This window comes from Saccharopolyspora antimicrobica, from assembly GCF_003635025.1.
Classification (GTDB): domain Bacteria; phylum Actinomycetota; class Actinomycetes; order Mycobacteriales; family Pseudonocardiaceae; genus Saccharopolyspora; species Saccharopolyspora antimicrobica.
Genome location: NZ_RBXX01000002.1, coordinates 5,376,608 through 5,399,056, shown reverse-complemented (window position 1 = coordinate 5,399,056; position 22,449 = coordinate 5,376,608). Strand labels below are relative to the sequence as shown.

Genomic DNA, 22,449 nt, shown 5'->3' with positions numbered 1-22,449 from the left:
ACCACAGCCCGTCCGGTGGCGCACCCGAATTTCCACCGTCCACTGTGGTGCGACGACCGCACCGCCTCAGCTCCGCCCCGTCGAGATCGTGCGGACCCAGCGGCCGCGCACCTCCCAGGTGTCGCCGCCGGCCGTTGCGCCGCGGAGACCGCCGAGATCGGTAGCTAGCGCGGGCAACCTTGAATCCCGCAAGGACGCGAAGGCGATCGTGCGGGACGGTTCCCACGCCGTGCTGTGCCGCAGCCTCCGGGCCAGTTGCGCGAAGCCGAGCGGCGCGGCCGCCACCACCCACGCGTCCGGAGCGTCGGCGGTCATCCGCTTCGCCGAACGCAGCCACGAGGCAGCCGCTTCCGGCCAGTCCACTGTGGTCAGAACGGTTCCGCCGAGAGCTCGCCAGGCGGCGGAGAACGCTGCCGCTGCCGCCCGGGAGGCGTCGTCGCGGCTGTGGCCGACGGTGACGGCGCTCGACCGCGACGGCAGCAGGTCGATGACCGCGGCGAGTTCAGCGGCGGTGTGCGGAGCGGGCTCGGCGAACTCACCGAGCCACGCCAGCTCCGCGGTGTCGATCAGTGGTGACCTCGTGCGCACGTTCCCACACTGACAGGCGATGACCGCGCCGGCTGGCGGGATTCAGCCCTTGCGCTGATCACTCGGGTATCCGACCGGACAGGAGGCATCTGGCGGTCGACGCACTACCCATGGGTCGGCGGTGATACCGGATGAGGTTCGCGAGGTGACGTCCAGTTGGGGACGGGTCGGGCTGGGGTTCAAAGCGGCGGGTGGCCACCTTGGGTGGTGTAGCGATTTCAATTGAAATCGCGGAGGTTCACCACCGTTCGACCAGTGGCGACCCGACCCGCTTGAAGGAGGGACGTTGCCACTGTTCGATCAGATTCGGCTTCATTCCACCCTCGGCCACCGAACACCATAAAGGCCTCCCACGTCCCCGAACAGCGGATCTAGCACCCTGACGCGGAGTGGCGACCTCCGCGATTTCACTTGAAATCGACTTTCCGCGATACGGGAGACCCCGCCGAGAACGGTGTCGATTTCAATTGAAATCGCTATACGCCTCAGGCGACCACCCACCGCCTTGAACCCAAAAGCGACCCCCACCCCACCCGCACTTCCCACACAAAGCCCACCCCGTTATCACCACACAACGACAGGGCCACCTTCAATTCCCCCATTCCACACGCACACCTCTACCGATCCTGACATAGGCTCGGCGCCTGATCGGTCCACGTAGGACTAGCCGGCCGTCAGCTCGTCCACCAGTTCGGGCAACCCGTTGCACTGCCAGTCGAAGACGTCGGTGCTCGTCGGCGGATCGCCCACCGGCCGGTGCACGTAGGCGGTCCGCATGCCCGTCGCCCGGGCGCCGCGGAGGTCCCATGCGTGCGCGGCCACCATGAGGATGCGCTCCGGCGGACATCCTGCGCTGTCGATGGCGAGCTGGTAGACCTCCGGCGCAGGCTTGTACGCCGAGGCGGTTTCGCCGGACAAGGCCTGGTGCCAGCGCAATCCGGCGTGCGCGTTGAGCCGCAGCAGAGCGGCGCGGGCGGCGTTGGAGAGGCCGAGCACGGGGAAGCGCCGGGCCAGCCGTTCGAGACCGGCGGCGGAATCGCCCCAGGCGGGCAGGCGTTGCCCCGCGGTGGCGAGCCGCTCGATCGCCGCCGGATCGGTGATCCCGGCGCGCTCGGCGACCCGTCGTGCCGCTTCCCCGTCGATGACCTCGGAGTTGGCGTACGCGCGGCGCCCTCGCGCGATGCGCTGCTGTTCGAGCTCGACGTGCTGCTGCCACAGGACGATCAGCTCGTCGACGTCGCCGTCGGGGACCGCTTCGCGGATTTCCGTTCGGAGACCGCTGGTTTCGTCGACCATCGTCCCCAGGACGTCGAACACGACGACCTCGATATCCCCGACCTCGGCCATGCCGTCCTCCTCGCGTCACCAGTTCAACCGGTGACGAGGTTGCCACCGCAGCGCGTCACCGGTCAAGATGGTGACGTGGATTTCGCGTTCGTCAGCGGCAACCCCGCCCTGGACCTGGCAGGCACCGTGGGCTCGCGCCGGAGCCGGCCCGTCGACGCCCTGACCGGCTCCGCGGACCTGGAGCGCTGGGTGGCCGAGTGCGACGGGCTCCCCGATCACGTCTCCGCCGACGCCACGACGTTCGAGGCCGCACTGCGCCTGCGGGAAGCGGTCTACCGGCTCGCGCTCGATCGCATCCTCGGCCGCCCCTTCGACCCGGACAGCCTCGAAGTCGTCAACGACGCCGCCGCCGGGCCCGTGCCCACGATCGAGCTCAGCGACTCCGGACTGCGCACATCGGGGGATCTGACCGCCGCGCTCACCCAGATCGCGCGCAGCGCCATCACCGTGCTCGCCGACGCCGACGCCCGCCTCAAGGAGTGCGGACGCGCCGACTGCACCCGGATCTACCTAGACCGCTCCCGCGGAGCCCGCCGCACCTGGTGCGGCATGGAGGAGTGCGGGAACCGCGTCAAGGCTGCCGCCTACCGGGCCCGCAAACGTTCGTCGTGAGTGCTCGACACCGCCGAGCACTCACGACCTCCTACCCGCGCGAGGTGCGCTGCGCCCAAGCGGCCGCCCACGCGGCCAGCCCGAATGCGATCACGGCCTCCACCAGCAACAACGTCCACATGACGACCTCCTAGCCGCGTTCACGTCCGTCGCCTTCCATCGTGCGGAGGAGTCCGGTCGGCAACCAGTGGCCCGATGGCCATTGCCCGCAAGGATCGGGCCAACGGTCAGCATTCGTCGTAGCCGTCGTCGCCGATCGTTCCGATGTGCCGGAGCACGGTCGCCGACACGGCGGCCAGCGCCAGCACTCCGATGCCGGTGACCAGGGTCGTCACGTTCAGCCCCGCGGTGAACGCTTCCTGCGCCTGGCGCAGCAGATCGCCCGGCAGCTCCGCCGCCGCGCCGGCGAGGCCGTCCTCGAGCCCGGCCAGTCCGGGCGGCAGGTCGGGCAGCTGGCTCCGGTAGATCACCGACGTGAGGCTGCCGAGCACCGCGACGCCGACGGCCAGGCCCAGCTCCTGCACGGTCTCCGACATCGCCGCGGCCGAACCCGACTTCTCCGGCGGAGACGCGCCGACGACCAGGTCGGTGCCCAGTGCCGCGATCGCGCCCAATCCCAGGTACACCAGGCCGAAACCGCCCACCACCAGGCCGGTGTCGCCCGGGTCCACGAGGGACAGCAGGACGTAGCCCGCGGCGGACAGCGCGAGCGTCACGGCGACGATCACCCCGGGCCGCACCCGCCGCGCGAACAGCGGGGAGGCCAGCGCGGCCAGGAACATCATCAGCGCGGGCGGCCCCATCCACAGCCCGGCCGCGAACGGGGAGAGCCCTTCGACCAGCTGGAGGTACTGGGTGACCAGGAACATCACGCCACCGACGCCGACCAGCCCGAACAGCAGCACGCCCAGCGCGGCGTTGAAGGTGCGGCTGGTGAACAGCGACATGTCCAGCAGCGGATCGGCCAGCTCGCGCTGCCGACGCACGAACACCACCGCGAACGCCGCTCCGAGGAGCAACGACAGCACCGCGCCCAGGTCGAGGCCCGCCTTGGCGGTGTGCTTCACCGCGTAGATCAGCGGCAGGATCGCGGCCAGCGACAGCACCACGCTGCGCAGGTCCAGCCGACCGCTGCCCGGCGCGCGGTACTCCGGGAGCACCAGCGGTGCGGTCAGCAGCAAGACGCCGACCGGTGGCACCGCCACCAGGAACGCCGAGCCCCACCAGAAGTGGTCGAGCAGCACGCCGCCCACCAGCGGACCGGCCGCCATCCCCAGCGCGAACGTGGTGGCCCAGATGCCGATCGCGACCGCGCGCTGCCGGGCATCGGTGAACATGGTGCTGAGCAACGACAACGTGGAGGGCATCAGGGTCGCCCCGGCGATGCCCAGAGCGGCCCGCGCGGCGATGAGCAGCTCGGCGCTGGTGGCGAACGCGGCCACCACCGAGACCGCGCCGAAGCAGGCGGCACCGATCATCAGCAGCTTGCGCCTGCCGATCCGGTCGCCCAGCGTGCCCATGGTGATCAGCAGGCCGGCGATCAGGAACCCGTAGGCGTCCATGATCCACAGCGCCTGGGTGGCGGTCGGCTGCAGATCCGCCGACAGGGCGGGCAGCGCCAGGTACAGCACGCTGACGTCCAGGCCGAGCAGCGCCGTGGGCAGCGCGAGGATCGCGAGCCCGGTCCATTCCCGCGGACCGGCGCGGTGCGCGACGGGGGTGTGCATGGGACTCCAATTCGCTCTCGTCGAGTGGTCGCCGACCACGCTGTCGCGCCGCGCGTGCGGTCGGCTGATGGTTCGCTGGCGATATCCTTCGGGCATGCGATACGGGGTTCTCGGACCGCTGACGGCGTGGGACACCGACGGCCGGGTGGTGCGGGTTCCCGAGGCGAAGGTGCGCGCACTGCTGGCGATCCTGCTGGCCCACGGCGGCGGCCCCGTTTCGGCCGACCGGCTGGTCGCCGACCTGTGGGCCGACGCTCCCCCGGCCACCCCGCTGAACACCCTGCAGAGCAAGGTCTCCCAGCTGCGCCGGGCGCTGGGCCGCGATCAGGTGGTCCACCAGCCCGCCGGTTACCGGCTGCTGGTCGACCAGGTCGACGCGCACCGGTTCCAGGAGCTGGTCGACCGTGCGCGCGCAGCCGGTTCACCGCGGGCCAGGGCCGATCTGCTCGACGAAGCGCTGGCGCTGTGGCGCGGCCCCGCGTACGCGGACTTCGCCGACTCGCCGTTCGCGCGCGCCGAGATCGCCCGGCTCGAAGAGCTGCGGCTGGCCGCCGTCGAGGATCGCGCCGAGGCCCGGCTGGAGCTGGGGCAGCACACGGCGGTCGCGGCCGAGCTCGGCGACCTGGTGGGCAGCCATCCGCTGCGCGAGCGGCTGCGGATGGCGCAGATGCGCGCGCTGTACCGGTCCGGGCGGCAGACCGAGGCGCTGAACAGCTTCCACGAGCTGCGCCGCGAGCTCGGCGAGGAGCTGGGCGTGGCACCGGGGCCGGAGCTGACCGCCCTGCACGAGGCGATGCTCCGCCACGAGCCGCACCTGGCTCCACCGGTCGCCTCGCGCGAGCGCAGCAACCTGCCCACGCCGCTGACGCCGATCATCGGCCGGGTCGCGGAGCTCGCCGGAATCCGCGCACCGCTGGTGGAACAGGGCGCGCGGCTGGTGACGCTGACCGGTGCGGGCGGGGTCGGCAAGACCCGGCTCGCGCTGGCCGCCGCCGACGGGCTGCGGTTCCCGGACGGCGTGTGGCTGGTCGAGCTCGCCGGGCTGGACCGCGCCGCCTCCGCCACCGACATCGCCGACCGGGTCATGACGACGCTGGGGCTGTGCGAGAGCACCTCGACCCCGCAGGCCGCCGACCTGGTGGGCTGCCTCGTCGACGCGGCGGCGGGCAAGAACCTGCTGCTGGTGCTGGACAACTGCGAGCACGTGCTGGAGCAGGTCGCGACGCTGGCCGAACGCCTGCTGGCCGGTGTGCCCGGCGCTCACCTGCTGCTGACCAGCCGGGAACCGCTCGACGTCCCCGGTGAGGTCGTCCGCCCGGTGCCGCCGCTGGAGCTGCCCGACGACCTGGCCGCGGGAGAAGTCCTGGCAGCCGCCCGGTGCAGCGCCGTGGAGCTGTTCGTGCAGCGCGCGGCCGCCGCTGTTCCCGGTTTCGCCCTCGACGCGGGCAACGTGCGGGCCGTGTCGGCGATCTGCCGGCGCCTGGACGGCATCCCGCTGGCGCTGGAGCTGGTCGCGCCGCGGCTGCGGATGTTCGAACCGGAGCACCTCGCCGACAGCCTCGACGACCGGTTCAGCCTGCCCTCCGGCGCCGGTCGCGGTCGGCCGACCCGGCAGCAGACGCTGCGCGCGATGATCGACTGGAGCTGGGAGCTGCTCGGCCCCGACGAGCGGACCGTGCTGCGGCGGCTGGCGGTGCACGCCGACGGATGCACCCTGCCCGCGGCGCAATCCGTCTCCTCGGACCAGGGCATTCCCGCACCGCGGGTGCTGGAACTGCTGGCCCGCCTGGTGGATCGCTCGCTGGTGGTCCGCGACGGCGACCGGTTCCGCCTGCTGGAGTCGGTTTCGGCCTACAGCGCCGAGCGCCTCGCCGAAGCCGGTGAGCTCGACGCCGTGCGCGACCGGTTCGTGCGCTACTACGTCGAGCTCGCCGAACTCGCGGACCGCGAGCTGCGCGGCCCGGAGCAGCAGCACCACCTGGCCCGGCTCGATGCCGAGACCGTCAACCTCCGCCGCGCCCTGGATCTGGCGATCCAGGGCGAGCACGCCGAAGCCGCATTGCGCCTGGTGAACGCGATGACGTGGTACTGGTACCTCCGCGGCCGCCACGGCGAGGCCCGCCGCTCGCTGCAAGCAGCGCTGGCCACCGAGGGCGGAGCACCGGCGCTGCGCGCCGCGGCGAGCGGCTGGCTGACCGGAGTCGAACTGCGGAGCACGCCGAACGTGGTGCCGGTGCCGGATCTGGCGGCCATCACCGATCCCGTGCTGCACGCGCGGTTGCGGTGGTTCATCGGCTCGGGCCTGCTGGACGACGTCGAGCACGAGCTGGGCGTGCGGATGCTGGAGCAGAGCCTGGCCGACGCTCGCGTGCACCGGGACCGCTGGACCGAAGCCGCGGTGCTGGTGGAGATCCGCACCGACGTCGAGCGCGCTGCGGAGGTGTTCGGCGAGCTGGGCGACCGCTGGGGCCAGCTGCGCGCGTCGCGCTCACTGGCCGAGCTGGCCGAGTCGGACGGCGACCGCTCCCGGGCCGCCCGCATGCACCGCGAAGGACTGCGCAGCGCCGAAGACCTGGCACTGTGGACGGAGGTCGTCGAATCCCTCTGCAGGCTGGGGCAGAACTCGCTGGCCGGTGGCAACCCGGCGCAGGCCCGGCGGTTCTCCGAACGAGCGCTGCGGATCTCCACCGACCGCTCCTACCACTGCGGCGAGTTCCAGGCCCGCAAGCAGCTCGACGACATCACCCGCGCCGAACCCGCCTGGACGCTGCTCCGCACCAGCTGACCGCGAGGCTCACCGCGCGTCGGTTCCGGGCAGCCCGGAAAGGGGCTCACTGCATGGTCACAGCGAGCACGAGCAGGCCGACGGCGATCACGCCGACGACGATGATGAGCGCCAGGTTCGAGGTCTTGTTCATGTCCCCAGCCTCTCCGCCGGGTTCGGCGGGCGACCGGCGCTCGCGCTTCACCGCAGACGCCTGACCTGCTGGAACTCCGGTCCGTGCACGGCCGCCGAAGGGCGGGTGAGACGCAGCTCGCACAGCTGCCCCCCTCAGATGAGGGGGACTGGAGCTCCCTCGCGGTCCTCGAAGGTGAAGGGCAGCAGTTCGGCGCAGCGGTGGAACTTGTCGATCAGCTCCGCTTCGTCGCGGGCGCCCAGGCAGCAGGTGGCCAGCTCGTAGCTGTAGCTGTCCTGCACGGTCAGTTCGGACAGCCGCATTCCTTCGCGCACCGCCACGTCGACGGTCGCCTCCGGCATCTCCCGGCGGATCCGCGCGATGTCCTGCTCGGTCGGGCAGCTGCGCACCACCCCGTCGGCGAAGGCGCGCAGGAACCACTTGGCCGCCACGGCGTGCGATCCCCGGCGACGCGGCATCTCCGGGTCCTCGCCCAGCGCCAACCGGACCATGCAGTGGTGGTTCGGAAGCCCGTCGACCATCCTGAACAGCTGCGCGTGGGACTGGGAGATCCGCGGGTTGATCTCCAGGATGTTGAGCTGGTCCTCGTCCCGGTCCCAGAAGTACTCGATGTTGAACGCCGTCGAGTCCAGGCCGATCTGGCGGATCACCCGCGCGCTGACGTCGATGATCCGCCGCTGGATCGGGGCGGGCAGCCGGGAGGGGTACTGGTACCGCAGGAAACTCGGCCTTCCCGGGTAGTGCACCGAATCGATCACGCCGTAGACGTGCGGTTCCCCGTGGTAGCAGTAGCCCTCTGCGGTGGCTTGGACGCCCCTGATCTCCTCCTCCGCCAGACAGGCCCGGCCGCCGGCCACCGCGATCTCGGGCGGGAGTTCGAGACCGCTCAGCACGGCGTCGAAGGATTTTCCGACCGCCTCGATGCCCTGCCGGATCTCGGCCGTCGCCCGGGCCAGCTCAGCGGGATCGGCGACGTGGAACGCCAGCACCGAGCTGTAGGACTTCACCGGCTTGAGCCACACCGGGAAGCTCAGCCCGGGCGGGAGGCCGGGGTCGCCGGCCAGGTCGACCAGCCCGAACTTCGGGTGCGCGTCGGCGGCCTTGCGCTGTTCGAGGCGGCTCCAGTACTTGTGCTCGCACTTGATCACCGGCTCCAGCCGGGGTCCCGGCACGCCGTAGTCGGTGCACAGGGCGGGCACCAGGGAAGTGCCCGGGAAGTCCCAGTAGCCGACGATCGCGTCGATCGGCCCACCGAACTCGTCGAGCCTGCGGTGCCCCTCCTCCAGCAGCGCCGGGAAGTCCGCCGAAGCGGGCATCACCTCCGACTTGCCGAACAAGGGGTGGAAGGAGTAGTTCCGCGGGAACGAACCGCGCAGCAGTGCGAGGTTGCCCGGATCGAGTCCCACGACGAACACGTTGGTCATGGACAAACACCGCTCACACCAGGTCGCGGGGGATGGTCTGCTGCCAGTTGCGGGAGAACACGCGCTGATCGCCCTCGTAGGCGTCCAGTTCGGCGTGCAGGTGGAACTCGGTGCGGTCGGAGGTCAGCACGGTGCGCGAGGTGGTGCGCACCGACCAGTCGCCGCGTTGGAACGCCATCGTCCACTCGATCTCACCGCGCACCGAGTCGAGTTGGTCCGCGGTCCAGCTGTAGCGCTCGTAGGCGCGGCGGGTCACCGCCAGGTCGATGTCGTCGAAGCGGACCACGCCGAGGTCCTTGACCACCTCCAGCGCCGAGTCGTAGCCCACGAGGTCGCGGGAGACGTTCCAGCACTGCTCGCCGGGCCGCAGCTGGGTGGTCGCCAACACGGGTGCGCCCTCGGGTTCGCCGAACGCCGGGGTCGGCACCTCGTCGGGCTCCTCGACGGGGCGGATCGGCAGCTGCAGCGCGCTGTTCTCCGGGTGCACCGTCATGCGGACGGGTTCCGGTGGCGGCCAGGCCAGCGGCCAGTAGGAGGTGGACAGCGACATCCGGATCTGGTGCCCGGGCGGGAACACTTGAGCGACACCGTTGAGCTGCACCCGCACCCGGTAGCGCTGGCCGGGCTGCAGCGGGCTGGGTTCGCCGTGCCCGTCGCGGTGGGTGAGGTTGAGCAGCCCGTAGGTGACCCGGGTGGCCCGGCCCTCGGGCGCGACGTCGGAGAGCCGCACCGCCACCATCGCCGTCGGCCGGTCCACCTCGAGGTCGAGCTCGGCCACCGGCCCGCCGAGGATCTCGCAGCGCTCGGTCAGCGGGGCGGTGTCGAAGACCAGTGATCCGCCGTCCTCCTCGCGCTGGTCGTAGGGCAGGTCCGGCGGGGCGTTGTAGGAGCACCACTTCCCGGCGAACTGCCCCACCGACAGCGGCGACTCGACCGACAGCGGGCGCGACCGCGGCTCCTCGCCGGGCCGGGCGATGAGGTTCTGGCCCAGCGGGAAGCGCACCCGGTCCACGTGCGGCGAGGGCCAGGACGGCTCGCCCACCCAACGCCCCGGACGCTCGTCGTAGGCGGTGGACGGCGGCATGCTCTCCTGCATCCACACGCGCAGCATCGGACCGTCCATCGCGCCGTTGTCGGCGTCCTTGAGCCAGTGGTCCCACCAGCGGACCAGTTCCTGCAGGAAGCCGATGGCCGGGCCGGGCAGGCCGAGGTGCGGGTACTTGTGCGACCAGGGGCCGATGAGACCGCGCCGCGGCACGTCGAGGTGCTGCATCAGCCGGAAGACGGCGTTGGAGTACCCGTCGGCCCAACCGCTGACCGCCAGCACGGGGCAGCCGACGCTGCTGTAGTCCTCGCACACCGAACCGTGCCGCCAGTAGTCGTCCCGGTGCTGGTGGCGCAACCATTCCGCCAGCCACGGCTCGCAGGCGGTCAGCCGTTCGAACCACTGGCGCCGCCAGCCCTCCCCGAAGGTCGCGGGATCCGGCGGGCAGGAGTTGTAGGCGAACATCGTCGACGCCCAGGACAGGTTGTCGCTGAGCAGGCAGCCGCCCATGTAGTGCACGTCGTCGGCGTAGCGGTCGTCGCTGCAGCTCAGCACCGCGATCGCGGCCAGGCTCGGCGGGCGGCGGGCGGCGACCTGCAGGGCGTTGAACCCGCCCCAGGAGATGCCCATCATCCCGGTGCGCCCGCTGCACCACGGCTGTTCGGCGAGCCACCCGAGGATCTCCGCGGCGTCCTGCAGCTCCTGCTCCAGGTACTCGTCGGCGAGCAGGCCCGCGGAGTCGCCGCTGCCGCGCAGGTCCACCCGCGCGCAGGCGTAGCCGTACCCGGCCAGGTAGGGGTGGTTGACGGAGTCGCGGCGCGCGGTCAGGTCGCGCTGCCGGTACGGGATGAACTCGAGGACGGCCGGGACCGGTTCGTTGTCGGAGTCAACCGGGCGCCAGATCCGAGCGGCCAGCCGGGTGCCGTCGGCCAGCGGGATCCAGCCCGCCTCCTCCTTGACCGGGTGGGGCAGGACCTCCACCGTTCGCATCGAACCGCCTCCCGCGCACGTGTCCTCCCCGTCAACTACCCGGTTGCGGGGCCGGTCATGCGCAGCCCTGACCCCTTGTACCAACCAGAGCCCTGCCCAACCGCACCTCAGGGGACCGTGACGCAACCCAGCCACAAGAAACCGCGAAACGCGAGAACGACTCCGAACGCAACCACCACTGAAAAACGCGGAGAGGCGGGACTGTCACAGCAGGCCGGACTTGGCCGCTCTGGTGATGAGTTCGATCCTGTTGCGGGCGTTGAGCTTTCGCATCGCGTTGCGGAGGTAGCCGGTGACCGTGTGGCGGGTCAGGCCCAGCTGCTCGGCGATCTCCGGGTTCGTGCGGCCCGCCGCCGCGTGCCGGAGCACGTCGTACTCGCGCTGGGTGAGACCGGTTTCGTGCAGGCGGGAGCGCATCCTCGGCGCCGCCCGGTCGTCCACGCGGGGGTCGAAGATCTGGAGGCCGCTGGCCGCCTGCCGCACCGCCGAGACCAGGTCCGTCGCGCTCGCGTCCTTGAGGATGCAGCCGTCGACCCCCGCGTCGAGGGTGGTGCGCAGCGCCGCGTGGTCGCGGTAGGCGGTGAAGACCACGATGCGGGCGTCCGGGGCCGCCTGGCGCAGCGGGGCGACCAGCTCGCTGGCCACCGCGTCCGGGAGCCGCAGGTCCAGCAGGATCACGTGCGGGCTGGTGCGGGCGGCCAGCCGGACCGCCGAGGCCGCGTCGGTCGCGCCGCCGACGACCCGGATCGCCGGGTCGTCGCGGAGCAGCAGCCGCACCCCGTCGACGACCACCGGGTGGTCGTCGACGACCACGAGGCGGATCTCGGTCACGGCAGCGGTATCCAGATCCGCGCCGTCAGCCCGCCGTCCTCGTTGGCCACCACCGACAGCGTGCCGCCGAGCTCGGCCAGCCGGTCGGCGGTGGTGCGCAGGCCGATGCCACCGCCCGCGGGCTCGGACCAGCCGTTGCCGTCGTCGGCCACCGAGATCGCGATCCCGTCGTCCAGGGCGATCGCGCTGATCAGCACCGACCGTGCTCCGGCGTGCTTCTCCACGTTGAGCAGCGCTTCGCGGGTCGCCGCGAGCAGGGCCTGGGTGCGGTGCCGGTCGCAGGCCGGGAGCTGCCCGATCTCCACCGACTGCGCGGAGATCCCGGTCCGGCGCTGGAAGGCCGCGCAGTCGCGGGACAGGGTCGCGGCCAGGCCGCCGGCCGGTTCGTCGTGGTCGAGGGCGTGCACCGAATCGCGGAACGCCGAGGCGGTTTCCGCCAGCTGGTCCTCCAGCGAGGCCAGCCTGTCCAGCAGCTCGGCGCTGCCGGGCTGGGCGTGCGTGCGCAGGTCGCGCAGCTCGGCGCCGATGCGGAACAGGCGCGCTCCGACCGAATCGTGCAGTTCCGCGGCGATCCGGCGGCGCTCAGCCGCGGCGGCCTGCTCCCGCTGGCGGCGCGCGGCGGATGCGGTCTGCAGCGCCAGGCCACCGCTGTCGGCGAGGTTGACCGCCGCGTCGAGCTGCCTGCCGCCGAAGTAGGACACCTCGCGCATCGCCGCGTAGACCACGCCCTGCACCCGGCCCGCCCGCACCATCGGCACCGCGAGCATGGTCTTGATCCCGTCCGCCGAGATGGGTACGTCGAAGTCGTGCGTGATGAGCTCGGAGGAGCAGTAGTCGGCCACCCACACTGGGCGGCGCTCGGCCGCGGCCAGCCCGCCCAGGCCCAAGCCCATCTCGACGTGCAGGTCGTGCAGACCGGTCGCCCAGGTGCCGTTCCACTGCCGCAGCACCAGCACCTGCTCCGCCTCGACCGGACCGGCCAGGCCGATGTGCGCACCGGTCTCCTCGCGGACCCGCCGTGCCAGGCCGCGCAGCGCGGCCGCGTCGTCGAGCAGGTGCAGGACCTGGGCGTGCTCGTCGAGCAGGTGGCCGAACCGCCGACCCTGCTCGGCCACGCGCTCCGAGCGATGCCGCTGCGCCACCTGGACCCCCGTCCGCGTTCTCCCAGCGCGCCGGATGCTACCCGTCGCACCTGCTCTCCCACGATCCACTGTGTCCTTAATCCTGCTTGGCGACCGCAGCCGCGGTACCGAACAGGACACCGCTAGCGACCACCTACGCAAGATGCGTGTGGAAGAGCCTGCACAGTGCTCAGCGGCGGCCGAACGGTGCCGGGTTCGGGGTGAAAAGCCTGGTGCGCCGGCGGTCGACGAGCGCGGCCTCGCCCGGTGCCAGCGCGTCCGCGGCGACGGCGCCGCGCGCGGCGAGCAGCGCGGCCAGCACCTTGCCGTGGCCGGGCGCGCAGACCACGACCTGGTCGATCGAGTGCCAGAAACCCGAGCGCGGCGGGACCTTCGGTGCCAGGTGCACGGTGGTGCACCACGCCGCGTCGCCGAGGTGGTTCCGGCAAGTCGCTGACCAGTACCTGCGGGCCCTGGTCGTGGCCCGGCGGTCGTCCGGGTCGCGGCGACCAGCGCAGCTCGGCGGTCACCACGGTGAACTTCTCGCTGGCGGCGACGTTCCGCCACCGCTCGGGATCACGGGTCAGCACCATGACCTGGGCGCCGAGCTGCCGTTGGCCAGCACCGCGCGTTCATGAGCCGGTGGACCAGCGGGGTGATGGAGGCAAGCCAGTCGCGGTGGACGAGGTAGAGCTGCGGATTCACGTCATCGATGTGGACCAGGTCGCCGGTCTTCACCCCGCCGGGCAGCTGGAACGCCGGAGCAGCACCCGAACTGTCCACAGCGGACGGAATCGACAGCGCCGGGCCCTCCGGCACCGTCGCCAGCACCTCGGTAGGCAGCGGCGCGCTGCAGGCCGAGCATGTTGCGCACGCTGTCCGGCATCAGGACCGCTGACCGCCGCTGACCAGCCAGGACGCGCCGCTGCGATCCTGCACGACGACGTCGGCGCTCGGCCGAGGCCAACCGGATTCCCACGTACACGGCACGCGCGGCGCTACACCCTCGGTGGTCGGCGGAGCCGCGCACACCGTCCACTCCTCCTCCGTCAGCGCATCCGCGGCGGGCAGTGCGTCAGGCGCGAACGGGATGCCGACCGGGAGCCCGCGCGGAACCTCCTCCAGCGTTGAAGTTTTCACGGCGGTGACGGTGCCGCCGCCGACCAGCAGCGCGGAGGCCAGGTTCAACGCCGGGTGGGCGACGCCGTCGGAAATTCGGCCTGTTCCCGGGTCGTCGCCATCTCACCAGCCCCTTCGCCGCGCGACGCGAACCGTCCGCGGTGCTCGGGGATGTGCAATTTCAATGGAAATCAGACGTCCGATTTCAATGGAAATCGCGTGGAGACGGCGCGCCGCACCCCGACACGCCGGGCACCTGTGGAGAACTTCCGCGATTTCAATGGAAATCGGGTATCCAATTTCCATTGAAATCGCGTGGGTCGGGGAGGTACGTCGGTCACTGTTCAGTCCAGTTCGGTCTTCGGAGGCGTTCGGATGCACTGCTCGTGGCGCGGTCGCTCGACCGGGCCCGCGCGCCAGGACCGGCCGGAGCCGCGCCGCACCACGGGAACCGCGCACAGAGCCAGCGCGGTGCCGAGCAGCAGCACTCCACTCCAGGTCACGGCGACGACGCCGCCCCGGGACAGCAGTGGTTCCTCGCGCGGCACCGGGCCGATGACCACCCACCCGATCCCGCACCGGCGCTCCTGCCGCAGCTGGGCGTCGGTGGCCGTCAGCACGAAGAACGGATCGACCAGTCCGGCGCCGGTGCGGTCGTTGCGTCCACCGACCGCCACCGCTGCCCAGCAGGCGCTGCCGCATCTGGTCGGCGGGCGTGCCCGGGAACTCCGCGCACAGCAGGGCCGCGGTGCCCGACACCTGGGCAGCGGCGAGGCTGGTGCCGCTGTTCTGCAGGTAGCCGCTCAGCCTGCTGTTCGCCGAACTGGCGTGGTTCATCGCGCTGACCCGGCTGCGGCCCCGCAAGTCCGGCGCGAAAACGCTGCGCCGCAAGGCGACCGGCGACGCGGCGATGGTGCTGGAGATGCCGACTCCAAGGCCCAGTTCACCGGCTTCGCGCTGCTCGCGCTGACCGCCGCGGCGCCGTTCGCGGTGGGCATCGTCGGCGCGATGGACAAGGACCGCCCGCAGGTCGACCGCGCCGCGCTGATGGCCGTCGTCGCGCTGGTGCTGTCGCTGCCGCTGGTCATGCTGCGCGGCAGCTTCGCGCTCGGCACCGTGCAGCTGTCCCCGTCGGGCATCTACCACCGCGGCTGGACGCACGAGTCGTTCCTGCCCTGGGACGCCGTCGCCGAAGTCCGCGCCGTGCCGCGCGACGGCCCGGAGATCTGGGTCGTGGCCGCCGCCGACGCCCGCTGGCACCGCCGCCGGATGACGCGGCTGTGGCCGGAGGACCGCCTGCCCGAGCTGCCGATGCTGCGCATCCTCGGCCGCGATCTGGCCGACGATCCCGCGCTGCTGCACGGTCTCGTCGACCACTACCACCGCCATCCCGGAGAACGCACGGAACTGGGCACGGACCGCGGCATCGAGCGCGCCCGCGCGCTCGCTTCGGGGACGCCGCTTGACACTCCGCTCTAACCGCAACTAGGTTCGTTGCAGTTAGAGCGGCACGGAGGGAGCGCGATGAGCCTCAGCAGCAGGAGCGCGGTCGCGATCCACGCGCTCACCATGCTGGCGCGCTGGAGCGACAAGTCGCTGACCTCCGCGGAGATCGCCGAGAGCCTGGCGAGCAACCCGGTCCTGGTGCGGCGCGTCCTCGGCAGCCTGCGGGACGCCGACCTGGTGCGATCCACCGAGGGGCGCGGCGGCGGCTGGACCCTGGCCCGCGCGCCGCGCGCGATCACGCTCCACGACGCCTACCTCGCCGTCGAGACCGGGCCGCTCCTGTCGCGGCACCCGCACCCGCCCAACGACGCGTGCGAGGTCGGGCGGAACATGCAGGCACTGCTCGAATCGGAGTTCCAGGACGCCGAACGAGCCATGGCCGAGCGACTCGGCCGCACGACCATCGCGGACCTGGTCACGAAGGTGCTGGCGATCGAACGCGAAGCCGGGCTGAGCCGGTAGCCGGGCGGCGGCGGAGGACTCCCGCCGCCTTTTTCACACCCAAACTGCAACCACTTCGGTGGCAGTAAACCCAGCAGGAGGAGCACTCGATGACAGCCACGATCGAACGGACCGGTTCGGGGGTGGGCCTGCTGGCGGTCCTCATGCCCGCTGTCCTCGTCACGGTCATCGCCAGCGACATGGTCAACCTGATGCTCCCGTCGATCGGCGCGGAGTTCGGCGCCGCGGAGGCCGAACTCGCCTGGGTGGTGACCGGGTTCCTGCTGGTGTTCGCGGTCGGAATCCCCATTTACGGCCGCGTTTCCGACCGGGTGGGCCTGCGGCAGCTGTTCGGCTTCGCGCTGCTGGCCTACGCCGCCGGGAGCCTGGTGTGCGCGCTGGCACCGGATCTCCTCGTCCTCGTGCTCGGGCGGATCGCGATGGGCATCGGGGCGGCCGCGATACCGGTGCTCTCGGTCATCGCCATCACCAGGCTGCTGCCCGCGGACCGGCGCGGCACGGCGATCGGCGTCGTCAGCGCGGCCGCGGGCGTCGGCACCGCAGCCGGGCCGGCGCTGGGCGGTGGCGTCGGCCAGTTCCTCGGCTGGCGCACGCTGTTCTGGTTCATGGCCGGGATCGTGCTCGTGCTGCTCCCGGCGGCGTGGCGCGCGCTGCCCGGTGCCGCCCCGGCGGGCGGGAACAAGTTCGATCTGCTCGGCGGCGTTCTGCTGGGCACCGGAGCCGGGTTCCTGCTCTTCGGCGCGACGCAGGCGCAGGTCTCCGGGCTCGCCGCTCTCCCGGCCTGGGGCAGCTTCCTGGCATCAGCAGTCGCAATCGCGCTGTTCGGGTGGCGCACCGTTCGCGCCGCGCAGCCCTTCGTGCCGCCCTCGCTGTTCACCAACCGCGTCTACCGGATCGCCGTTGTCGTCACGTTCCTGGCCATGGCCGTCAACCTCGGCGGGCTGGTCTTCGTGCCGCTGCTGCTCGTCGACGTCAACGGCCTGGCCCCGGGAACCGGCGCCCTGGTCATGGTCCCGGCCGGGATCGCCGTCGCCGTGCTCTCCCCGCTGATCGGCCGGATCACCGATCGCATCGGCACCCGCCTGCTGGTCCTGGCCGGACTGACGATCATGGCGCTGTCGGCCGCGTTCCTCGCCGCAGCCCACTCGGTGCTGCCGACCGCAGCCGGAATCCTCGGTCTCAGCGTAGGTTTCATCCTGGTGCTCACGCCGATCATCAACGCCGCGGCCGGTGCGCTGCCGCCCGAGCAGGTCGGCGTCGGCATCGGAATCCTGCAAGGAGCCCAGTTCCTAGGCGCGGGCACCGGCCCGGCGCTGTTCGGCGTGCTGCTCGCCGCGCGGCAGCAGCAGATCGGCGCCGAAGCCGCCTTCTCCCAGGTCTTCCTGGCCATGGCGGTGATCGTCGTGCTCGCCCTGATCGCGGCGTCGCGGATGCGCCCCGAGCGCTGAAGGTCAGAGGTTACGGGCCAGGGCTCGGCCGGCCGCGCGGCCGGAGAAGATGCAGCCGCCGAGGAAGGTTCCCTCCAGCGCGTTGTAGCCGTGCACGCCACCGCCGCCGAACCCGGCCACCTCACCCGCCGCGTACAGGCCGGGCAGCGGTGCGCCGTCCGGGCCGATCACCTGCGAGTCGAGGTTCGTCTGCACACCACCCAGGGTCTTGCGGGTCAGGACGTTGAGCCGCACCGCGATCAGCGGCCCGTGCGCCGGGTCGAGGATGCGGTGCGGCTTGGCCACCCGCGACACCTTGTCGGCCAGGTAGCGGCGAGCGTTGGCCACCGCCATCAGCTGGAAGTCCTTGGTGTGCTTGTGCGCGACCTCGCCGTCCCGGGCCGCGATCTGCCGCTCGATCTCGTCGTGGTCGAGCTGCGGGCCGCGGGCGATCCGGTTCATGCCCGCCACCAGCTCGCGCAAGTCGTCGGCGACGACGAAGTCCACGCCCTTGTTCTTGAACGCGTCCACCGGGCCCGGCGCCTCCTTCGCCAGCCGGGTGGCGATGGTGAGCTTGAGGTCCTTGCCGGTGATCTCCGGGTTCTGCTCGGAGCCGGACAGGCTGAACTCCTTGGCCAGGATCGACTGCGTGAGCACCAGCCACGAGTAGTCGTACCCGGTGGCCAGGATCTCCTTCATGGTCCGGTTGGTGTCGAAGCCGGGGAAGCACGGCGCGGGCATCCGCTTGCCGGTGGCGTCGAACCACAGCGAGGACGGCCCGGCGAGGATGCGGATCGCGTGATCCGGCCAGATCGGGTCCCAGTTGTGGATTCCCTCGGTGTAGTGCCACATCCGGTCCCGGTTCACGATGCGCCCGCCCGCGGCCTCGGTGATCCCGATCATCCGCCCGTCCACGTGCGCGGGCACCCCGGAGATCATCGTCTCCGGGCACGGCCCCAACCGGTCCACCGGCCAGTTCGCCCGGATCAGCTCGTGGTTGTGCCCGATCCCGCCGGAGGTGACGACGACGGCCTTGGCCCGCAGCTCGAAATCGCCCGCCGCCGCGCGCGAGGACGCCACGCCGCGATCGGCTTCGCTCGGTTCCAGGACGGTGCCGCGCACTCCGGCCACCGCGCCGTCCTGCACGATCAGCTCGTCGACCTGGTGGCGGAAGGCGAACCGGACGAGCCCGCGCCGCTCGGCGGCCAGCACCGGTTCGGCGAACACCCGGACGACCTCGGGACCGGTTCCCCAGGTGATGTGGAAGCGGGGCACCGAGTTTCCGTGCCCGCCCGCGACTCCGCCGCCGCGCTCGGCCCAGCCGACCAGCGGCGTCAGCCGCAACCCGAGATCGCGGAGGTACTGGCGCTTCTCGGTGGCCGCGAACCACACGTAGGCGCGGGCCCACTGGCGGGCCCAGCTGTCCTCGTCGTCGCGGTCGAAACCGGCCGAGCCCAGCCAGTCCTGCAGCGCCAGCTCGTAGGAGTCGCGCACGCCGAGCCGCCGCTGCTCCGGGCTGTCGACCAGGAAGAGCCCGCCGAGCGACCAGAACGCCTGCCCGCCCAGGTTGGCGCGGTTCTCCTGCTCGACGACGACCACCCGGCGCCCGGCCTGGACCAGCTCGTAGGTCGCCACCAGCCCGGCCAGCCCGGCGCCAACGACGATGACGTCAGGTTCGGTGTCCACGTTCATCCCCTGCTCTCCACGCTGTAGGCCAGCACGACCTGCTCGAACAGATCGACCCGGCGCCGCACCGCCGGGCCACCGGGTTCCATCAGGCACTGCACGGCGGTCCCGTCGTGCACCGCGACCAGCGCCTGCCCGAGCGCCACCGGATCCGGGACCTGCCGCCCGATCCGGTTCAGCAGCGCCTCAATGCCGGGCACGATCGCCGCCGCGATCGCCTCCTCCCGGGCCACCACGACGCGCCGCAGCGCGGGATTGCGCAGCGCGTGCGCGCTGAACTCGGCGGTCACCCGGTACCAGTCGTCGTCCACCGGCACCGCTTCGAGTAGCCGCTCGACGGCCGTGCGGACGTCGTCGACACCGGCGGTCCGCGCCGCGTCGAGCGCCGCCTCGACCTCGGCGAGCATCCGGCGCGAGTGCTGCTCCCACATCGCCAGGAACAGCTCCTCCAGCGAGGCGAAGTTGGAGTAGAACGCACCGCGCGTGTACCCGGCGCGGTCGCAGATCTGCTCGATCGTCGACCGCCCGAACCCCTCGGCCGCGAACACGACCAGCGCGGCGTCGAGCAACCGCTGCCGGGTCTGTCCCCGCCGCTTGGTCACCCGCCGCTGCACGCTCACCGACGCCCTCCCGGACCGATGGATGCACGAGCGTATCGGATGCATCCGTGCATCGGAAGCCTCGGAGCAGCACAGATGCATGCCCGCGCCAGGTCCACAACGCGGCGATTCCGCGCGCGAACATCATTTCCGCAGGTGGAGGCCCGTGAGTGTTTTGTGCGGCTATAGAGGTTGTTTTGGATCTTGTTGGGTGGTGTGTGGTAGGCGGGCGAGTCTGCGTGTCATGTGGATGATGGCGGCCCAGCAGACGATGGTGGCGTGGTGTTCGGGGAGGCGTTCGTAGTCGCGGGCGCAGCGTCGTCGTCGGCTGATCCAGGCCAGGGTGCGCTCGACGACCCAGCGGCGAGGCAGGACTTGGAAGCCTTTCTGTCCGGGGTGTCGGTAGACGATGTTCACGGTCAGGCCGAGGACGTTGTTGGCGTGTTCGGTGAGGGGTCCTTCGTAGCCTTGATCGGCCCAGACGTGTGTGAGTCCGCGTGAGGCGGCTCCGTGGAGTGCGGGCCAGGCGGCGTCGCGGTCCTGGACGTTGGCGGGGGTGATCACCACGGAGACCAGCAGGCCGAGGGTGTCGGTGACGATGTGGCGTTTGCGGCCGTTGACTTTCTTGTGGGGGTCGAACCCGCTGCTGTGGCGGGGCACGGTGGCCTCGGCGGTCTTGTGCACCGACTGGGAGTCGATGCAGCCGGCGCTGGGACGGGCGTTGCGGCCCAGGGCGGTGCGCAGCCGTCTGCGCAGCGTGTCGAGGAGGTGATGGGTGGCCAGATTGCGGGACCAGCGGCGCAGCATGCCGTAGACGGTCTGCCAGGGCGGGAAATCGGCGGGCAGGTTGCGCCATTTGTTGCCGTTGTCCACCACGTAGAAGATCGCGTCGATCATGGTGCGGCGGGAGTGTTTCTCCGGCCGTCCACCCAGCCCGGTGGTGGTCAACGGTGCCGGGAGCAGGGGTTTGAGGATCTCCCACTGGGCATCGGTGAGATCCGAGGCGTAGCGGCGTCGGCGGGTCCAACAGCCGCACGTGCAGCGGCACCCCCGCCGATCGACGGCGACAGGTACAGGGTTCAATGGCATGGCGGGTTCTTGTGATCGCAGGCTTAGACAACCTCAGCGATAACAAGAACCCGCCCTGCTTTTCAGCCCCTGAGCCCCACCCGTGATGATCTTGAGCCCATATCACAACCACCCAACCCAAGATCCAAAACAGCCTCTATAGCAACACAAAACACTCACGGGTCCTGCGCAGGAGAAACGGACCCTTTGACCGGGTCAGGGCAGGTGCGCGAGGACGTTGATCACCACGCCGGTGGGGTCCTCGACGAAGAAGCGCCGGACGCCCCATGGTTCGTTCGTCAGCGGGTAGACGATGTGCAGCCCGCGGCGCATGCACTCCGCGTGCGCCGCGTCGACGGCGTCCGGTTCGCCGACGTCGATGCCGAAGCGCGGCTCGGGATTCTCCATGCCCGGCGGCGAGACGATGAGCTGCGCCGCGGGGTTGTCCGGCGATCGCAGGCAGACCACCGGGTCTTCCATCGCGACTTCGAGCCCGAGCACGTCGACGTAGAAGCTCTTGGCGGCGGAGGCGTCGCCGACGAGGTAGGGGATGATTCTGCTGACCATCTCCCCATCCTCGCGGCCGCGCTCCCCCGCCGCCTTGTAGGAACGGAACCTCCGCACCGGCCGCCGCGGGATTCCCGCCGCGATTTCCATTGAAATTGGACATCTGATTTCAATGGAAATTGCGCCAGACCACGTGGGTGGCCGCAGCGGTGCGGTGCGGACCGGCGTGCCGCACCGCGACGCAGGGGCGAAGCCCTACCGGCCCAGCAGCTCGCAGCCTTCGGCCACCACTCGGCCGTTGTGCAGGACCGTCCGGTCGCGGCCGCGGTCCATGACCGCCGCCGTCGGCGTGTCGCCCTCCACCAGGAGGATGTCCGCCTGGTCGCCGACCGCGAGGCCCGGGCGGTCGGACACCGAGGTCAGGCGGGGCAGGTCCCGGTCGAGGATCGACGCGCCGCCGCGGGAGGCCACCGCCAGGCAGTGCTCGATCAGCTCGTCCTCGCGGAAGCGGTTGGTGAAGGCCAGCTGCCAGGTGCGGTCGAGCATGTCGGCGTTTCCGTAGGGCGACCAGTAATCGCGCTGGCCGTCCTGGCCCAGTCCGACGCGGACACCGGCCGCGGTCAGCTCGGTGAGCGGCAGCGAGCGGTTCTGCGCGGGCGCGACCGTGGCCATCGAGACGTCGAGCTCGGCGAACTCCTCCACCAGCCGGCGGGTGGTGCTCTCCGAGATGCCGCCGAGGGCGTAGGCGTGCGAGATGGTGACCTGGCCGGTCATGCCCAGTGCGCGCGTGCGCTCCAGGATGAGGTCGACGGAGAACACCCCGAGCTCGCCCGGCTCGTGCAGGTGGACGTCGACGGGCACCTGGTGCTTTTCCGCCAGCCCGAACAGGACGTCCAGGTGGCGGACCGGGTCGCGGTCCAGCGTGCAGGGATCGATCCCGCCGACCACCGCGGCCCCGGAAGCCAGCGCCTCGTCGATGAGCTCCGGGACTCCCGGCTCGCGCAGCAGGCCTGCCTGCGGGAACGCGATGACCTCCACCTCGCACCGGTCGCGGTGCGCCTCCTTCGCGGCGAGCACGCCTTCGAAGCGCTCCAGCCCGCAGTCGGCGTCGATCTGCGCGTAGCTGCGCACCCGGGTCGTGCCCTGCGCGATCATCCGGCCGAGCGTGTGGGTCGCGCGTTCGGCCACCGTCCACTCGGCGTCGCGCCAGTTCTCGCGGTCGTTCATCACCATCGGCCAGATGCCGGGGCTGCCGGTGTGCGGGCGGAACGGCAGCCCGATGCGGGTCGAGTCGAGGTGGCAGTGCACGTCGGAGAAGGCGGGCAGCGCGAGCCGTCCGCGCCCGTCGACCGCACCGGCGGTGTCCACTTCGGACTTGAGCGGGTCGATGGCGGTGATCCGGCCGTCCTCGACGGCGATCTCGGCGAGCGGGCCGCCCCACGGGCGGACGTTGGTGATCAGCATTGTGCCTC

The 22,449-nt window shown here is 71.3% G+C and carries 20 protein-coding genes and 2 pseudogenes; 5 read left to right on the top strand and 17 right to left on the bottom strand.

Features of this window, described 5'->3' with window-relative positions; translation table 11 throughout:
• Positions 1-66: 66 nt before the first annotated feature.
• The gene (locus ATL45_RS25865) at positions 67-588 is read right to left on the bottom strand and encodes a hypothetical protein (protein ID WP_246025545.1); all 522 of its coding nucleotides are present in this window, start codon (positions 586-588) and stop codon (positions 67-69) included.
• Between the two features lie 663 nt (positions 589-1,251).
• Positions 1,252-1,935 (bottom strand): haloacid dehalogenase type II, encoded by a 684-nt coding sequence (locus ATL45_RS25860; RefSeq protein WP_093160398.1) that lies wholly within the window; start codon positions 1,933-1,935, stop codon positions 1,252-1,254.
• Between the two features lie 75 nt (positions 1,936-2,010).
• On the opposite strand from ATL45_RS25860, the gene ATL45_RS25855 reads away from it, so the two are divergent.
• Positions 2,011-2,547, top strand: a complete 537-nt coding sequence (locus tag ATL45_RS25855) for a CGNR zinc finger domain-containing protein (RefSeq protein ID WP_093160400.1) — start codon at positions 2,011-2,013, stop codon at positions 2,545-2,547.
• Positions 2,548-2,774: 227 nt separating this feature from the next.
• On the opposite strand, the gene ATL45_RS25850 is transcribed toward ATL45_RS25855, so the two are convergent.
• Complete coding sequence (locus tag ATL45_RS25850) at positions 2,775-4,274, bottom strand: MFS transporter (protein ID WP_093160403.1); 1,500 nt, start codon at positions 4,272-4,274, stop codon at positions 2,775-2,777.
• 94 nt (positions 4,275-4,368) lie between these two features.
• Between ATL45_RS25850 and ATL45_RS25845 the strand changes: the two genes are divergently transcribed.
• Entirely contained in the window at positions 4,369-7,059 is a 2,691-nt protein-coding gene (locus ATL45_RS25845; RefSeq protein WP_093160405.1) for an ATP-binding protein, read from the top strand.
• Positions 7,060-7,105: 46 nt separating this feature from the next.
• Here ATL45_RS25845 and ATL45_RS39045 read toward each other — a convergent pair whose 3' ends face one another.
• From ATL45_RS39045 to ATL45_RS40265, 9 genes and pseudogenes are all read right to left on the bottom strand, one after another.
• Complete coding sequence (locus ATL45_RS39045) at positions 7,106-7,243, bottom strand: hypothetical protein (protein WP_170210351.1); 138 nt, start codon at positions 7,241-7,243, stop codon at positions 7,106-7,108.
• A gap of 83 nt (positions 7,244-7,326) precedes the next feature.
• Positions 7,327-8,616 carry an ATP-grasp domain-containing protein gene (locus ATL45_RS25840; RefSeq protein WP_093160408.1) on the bottom strand — a complete coding sequence of 430 codons (1,290 nt, stop codon included), beginning with the start codon at positions 8,614-8,616 and terminating at the stop codon, positions 7,327-7,329.
• 13 nt (positions 8,617-8,629) lie between these two features.
• Positions 8,630-10,651, bottom strand: coding sequence for a CocE/NonD family hydrolase (locus tag ATL45_RS25835; RefSeq protein WP_093160411.1), 2,022 nt, complete (start codon positions 10,649-10,651; stop codon positions 8,630-8,632).
• A gap of 204 nt (positions 10,652-10,855) precedes the next feature.
• The gene (locus ATL45_RS25830) at positions 10,856-11,482 is read right to left on the bottom strand and encodes a response regulator (protein WP_246025544.1); all 627 of its coding nucleotides are present in this window, start codon (positions 11,480-11,482) and stop codon (positions 10,856-10,858) included.
• Positions 11,479-12,624, bottom strand: a complete 1,146-nt coding sequence (locus tag ATL45_RS25825; RefSeq protein WP_093160413.1) for a GAF domain-containing sensor histidine kinase — start codon at positions 12,622-12,624, stop codon at positions 11,479-11,481. Before ATL45_RS25825 ends, ATL45_RS25830 begins: the two co-directional genes overlap by 4 nt.
• 169 nt (positions 12,625-12,793) lie before the next feature.
• A complete protein-coding gene (locus ATL45_RS25820; protein ID WP_093160416.1) occupies positions 12,794-13,012 on the bottom strand; it encodes a hypothetical protein in 219 nt (72 codons plus the stop codon).
• Positions 13,013-13,179: 167 nt separating this feature from the next.
• Positions 13,180-13,818, bottom strand: a pseudogene (locus tag ATL45_RS39750) (type VII secretion protein EccB).
• A gap of 248 nt (positions 13,819-14,066) precedes the next feature.
• A complete protein-coding gene (locus ATL45_RS25805) occupies positions 14,067-14,399 on the bottom strand; it encodes a hypothetical protein (RefSeq protein ID WP_093160424.1) in 333 nt (110 codons plus the stop codon).
• Positions 14,400-14,415: 16 nt separating this feature from the next.
• Positions 14,416-14,559, bottom strand: a pseudogene (locus ATL45_RS40265) (S8 family serine peptidase); the annotation flags it as partial.
• Here ATL45_RS40265 and ATL45_RS25800 point away from each other — a divergent pair.
• The 3 genes from ATL45_RS25800 to ATL45_RS25790 all read left to right on the top strand — a co-directional run bounded on the left by ATL45_RS25800 (position 14,551) and on the right by ATL45_RS25790 (position 17,138).
• Positions 14,551-15,201, top strand: coding sequence for a hypothetical protein (locus ATL45_RS25800; protein ID WP_093160426.1), 651 nt, complete (start codon positions 14,551-14,553; stop codon positions 15,199-15,201). The pseudogene ATL45_RS40265 and the gene ATL45_RS25800 overlap by 9 nt on opposite strands.
• Positions 15,202-15,246: 45 nt before the next feature.
• Positions 15,247-15,690 (top strand): Rrf2 family transcriptional regulator, encoded by a 444-nt coding sequence (locus ATL45_RS25795; protein ID WP_093160429.1) that lies wholly within the window; start codon positions 15,247-15,249, stop codon positions 15,688-15,690.
• Between the two features lie 89 nt (positions 15,691-15,779).
• Positions 15,780-17,138, top strand: coding sequence for an MFS transporter (locus ATL45_RS25790; RefSeq protein ID WP_093160431.1), 1,359 nt, complete (start codon positions 15,780-15,782; stop codon positions 17,136-17,138).
• 3 nt (positions 17,139-17,141) lie between these two features.
• On the opposite strand, the gene ATL45_RS25785 is transcribed toward ATL45_RS25790, so the two are convergent.
• The 5 genes from ATL45_RS25785 to ATL45_RS25765 all read right to left on the bottom strand — a co-directional run bounded on the left by ATL45_RS25785 (position 17,142) and on the right by ATL45_RS25765 (position 22,441).
• Positions 17,142-18,809, bottom strand: coding sequence for an FAD-binding dehydrogenase (locus tag ATL45_RS25785; RefSeq protein ID WP_170210348.1), 1,668 nt, complete (start codon positions 18,807-18,809; stop codon positions 17,142-17,144).
• A complete protein-coding gene (locus ATL45_RS25780) occupies positions 18,806-19,423 on the bottom strand; it encodes a TetR/AcrR family transcriptional regulator (protein WP_246025543.1) in 618 nt (205 codons plus the stop codon). The genes ATL45_RS25785 and ATL45_RS25780 overlap by 4 nt, the downstream gene beginning before the upstream one ends.
• 162 nt (positions 19,424-19,585) lie before the next feature.
• Complete coding sequence (locus tag ATL45_RS25775; RefSeq protein ID WP_211841166.1) at positions 19,586-20,491, bottom strand: IS5 family transposase; 906 nt, start codon at positions 20,489-20,491, stop codon at positions 19,586-19,588.
• Positions 20,492-20,686: 195 nt separating this feature from the next.
• Complete coding sequence (locus tag ATL45_RS25770; RefSeq protein WP_093155678.1) at positions 20,687-21,037, bottom strand: VOC family protein; 351 nt, start codon at positions 21,035-21,037, stop codon at positions 20,687-20,689.
• 195 nt (positions 21,038-21,232) lie between these two features.
• Positions 21,233-22,441 carry an amidohydrolase gene (locus tag ATL45_RS25765; protein ID WP_093155676.1) on the bottom strand — a complete coding sequence of 403 codons (1,209 nt, stop codon included), beginning with the start codon at positions 22,439-22,441 and terminating at the stop codon, positions 21,233-21,235.
• Positions 22,442-22,449: the final 8 nt, after the last annotated feature.

Bases quoted from the DNA above. Each gene is read 5' to 3' on its own strand.
- ATL45_RS25860 (WP_093160398.1), bottom strand. From the start codon at position 1,935: ATGGCCGAGGTCGGGGATATCGAGGTCGTCGTGTTCGACGTCCTGGGG.
- ATL45_RS25850 (WP_093160403.1), bottom strand. From the start codon at position 4,274: ATGCACACCCCCGTCGCGCACCGCGCCGGTCCGCGGGAATGGACCGGG.
- ATL45_RS25845 (WP_093160405.1), top strand. From the start codon at position 4,369: ATGCGATACGGGGTTCTCGGACCGCTGACGGCGTGGGACACCGACGGC.
- ATL45_RS25840 (WP_093160408.1), bottom strand. From the start codon at position 8,616: ATGACCAACGTGTTCGTCGTGGGACTCGATCCGGGCAACCTCGCACTG.
- ATL45_RS25835 (WP_093160411.1), bottom strand. From the start codon at position 10,651: ATGCGAACGGTGGAGGTCCTGCCCCACCCGGTCAAGGAGGAGGCGGGC.
- ATL45_RS25795 (WP_093160429.1), top strand. From the start codon at position 15,247: ATGAGCCTCAGCAGCAGGAGCGCGGTCGCGATCCACGCGCTCACCATG.
- ATL45_RS25790 (WP_093160431.1), top strand. From the start codon at position 15,780: ATGACAGCCACGATCGAACGGACCGGTTCGGGGGTGGGCCTGCTGGCG.
- ATL45_RS25785 (WP_170210348.1), bottom strand. From the start codon at position 18,809: ATGAACGTGGACACCGAACCTGACGTCATCGTCGTTGGCGCCGGGCTG.
- ATL45_RS25775 (WP_211841166.1), bottom strand. From the start codon at position 20,491: ATGCCATTGAACCCTGTACCTGTCGCCGTCGATCGGCGGGGGTGCCGC.
- ATL45_RS25770 (WP_093155678.1), bottom strand. From the start codon at position 21,037: ATGGTCAGCAGAATCATCCCCTACCTCGTCGGCGACGCCTCCGCCGCC.
- ATL45_RS25765 (WP_093155676.1), bottom strand. From the start codon at position 22,441: ATGCTGATCACCAACGTCCGCCCGTGGGGCGGCCCGCTCGCCGAGATC.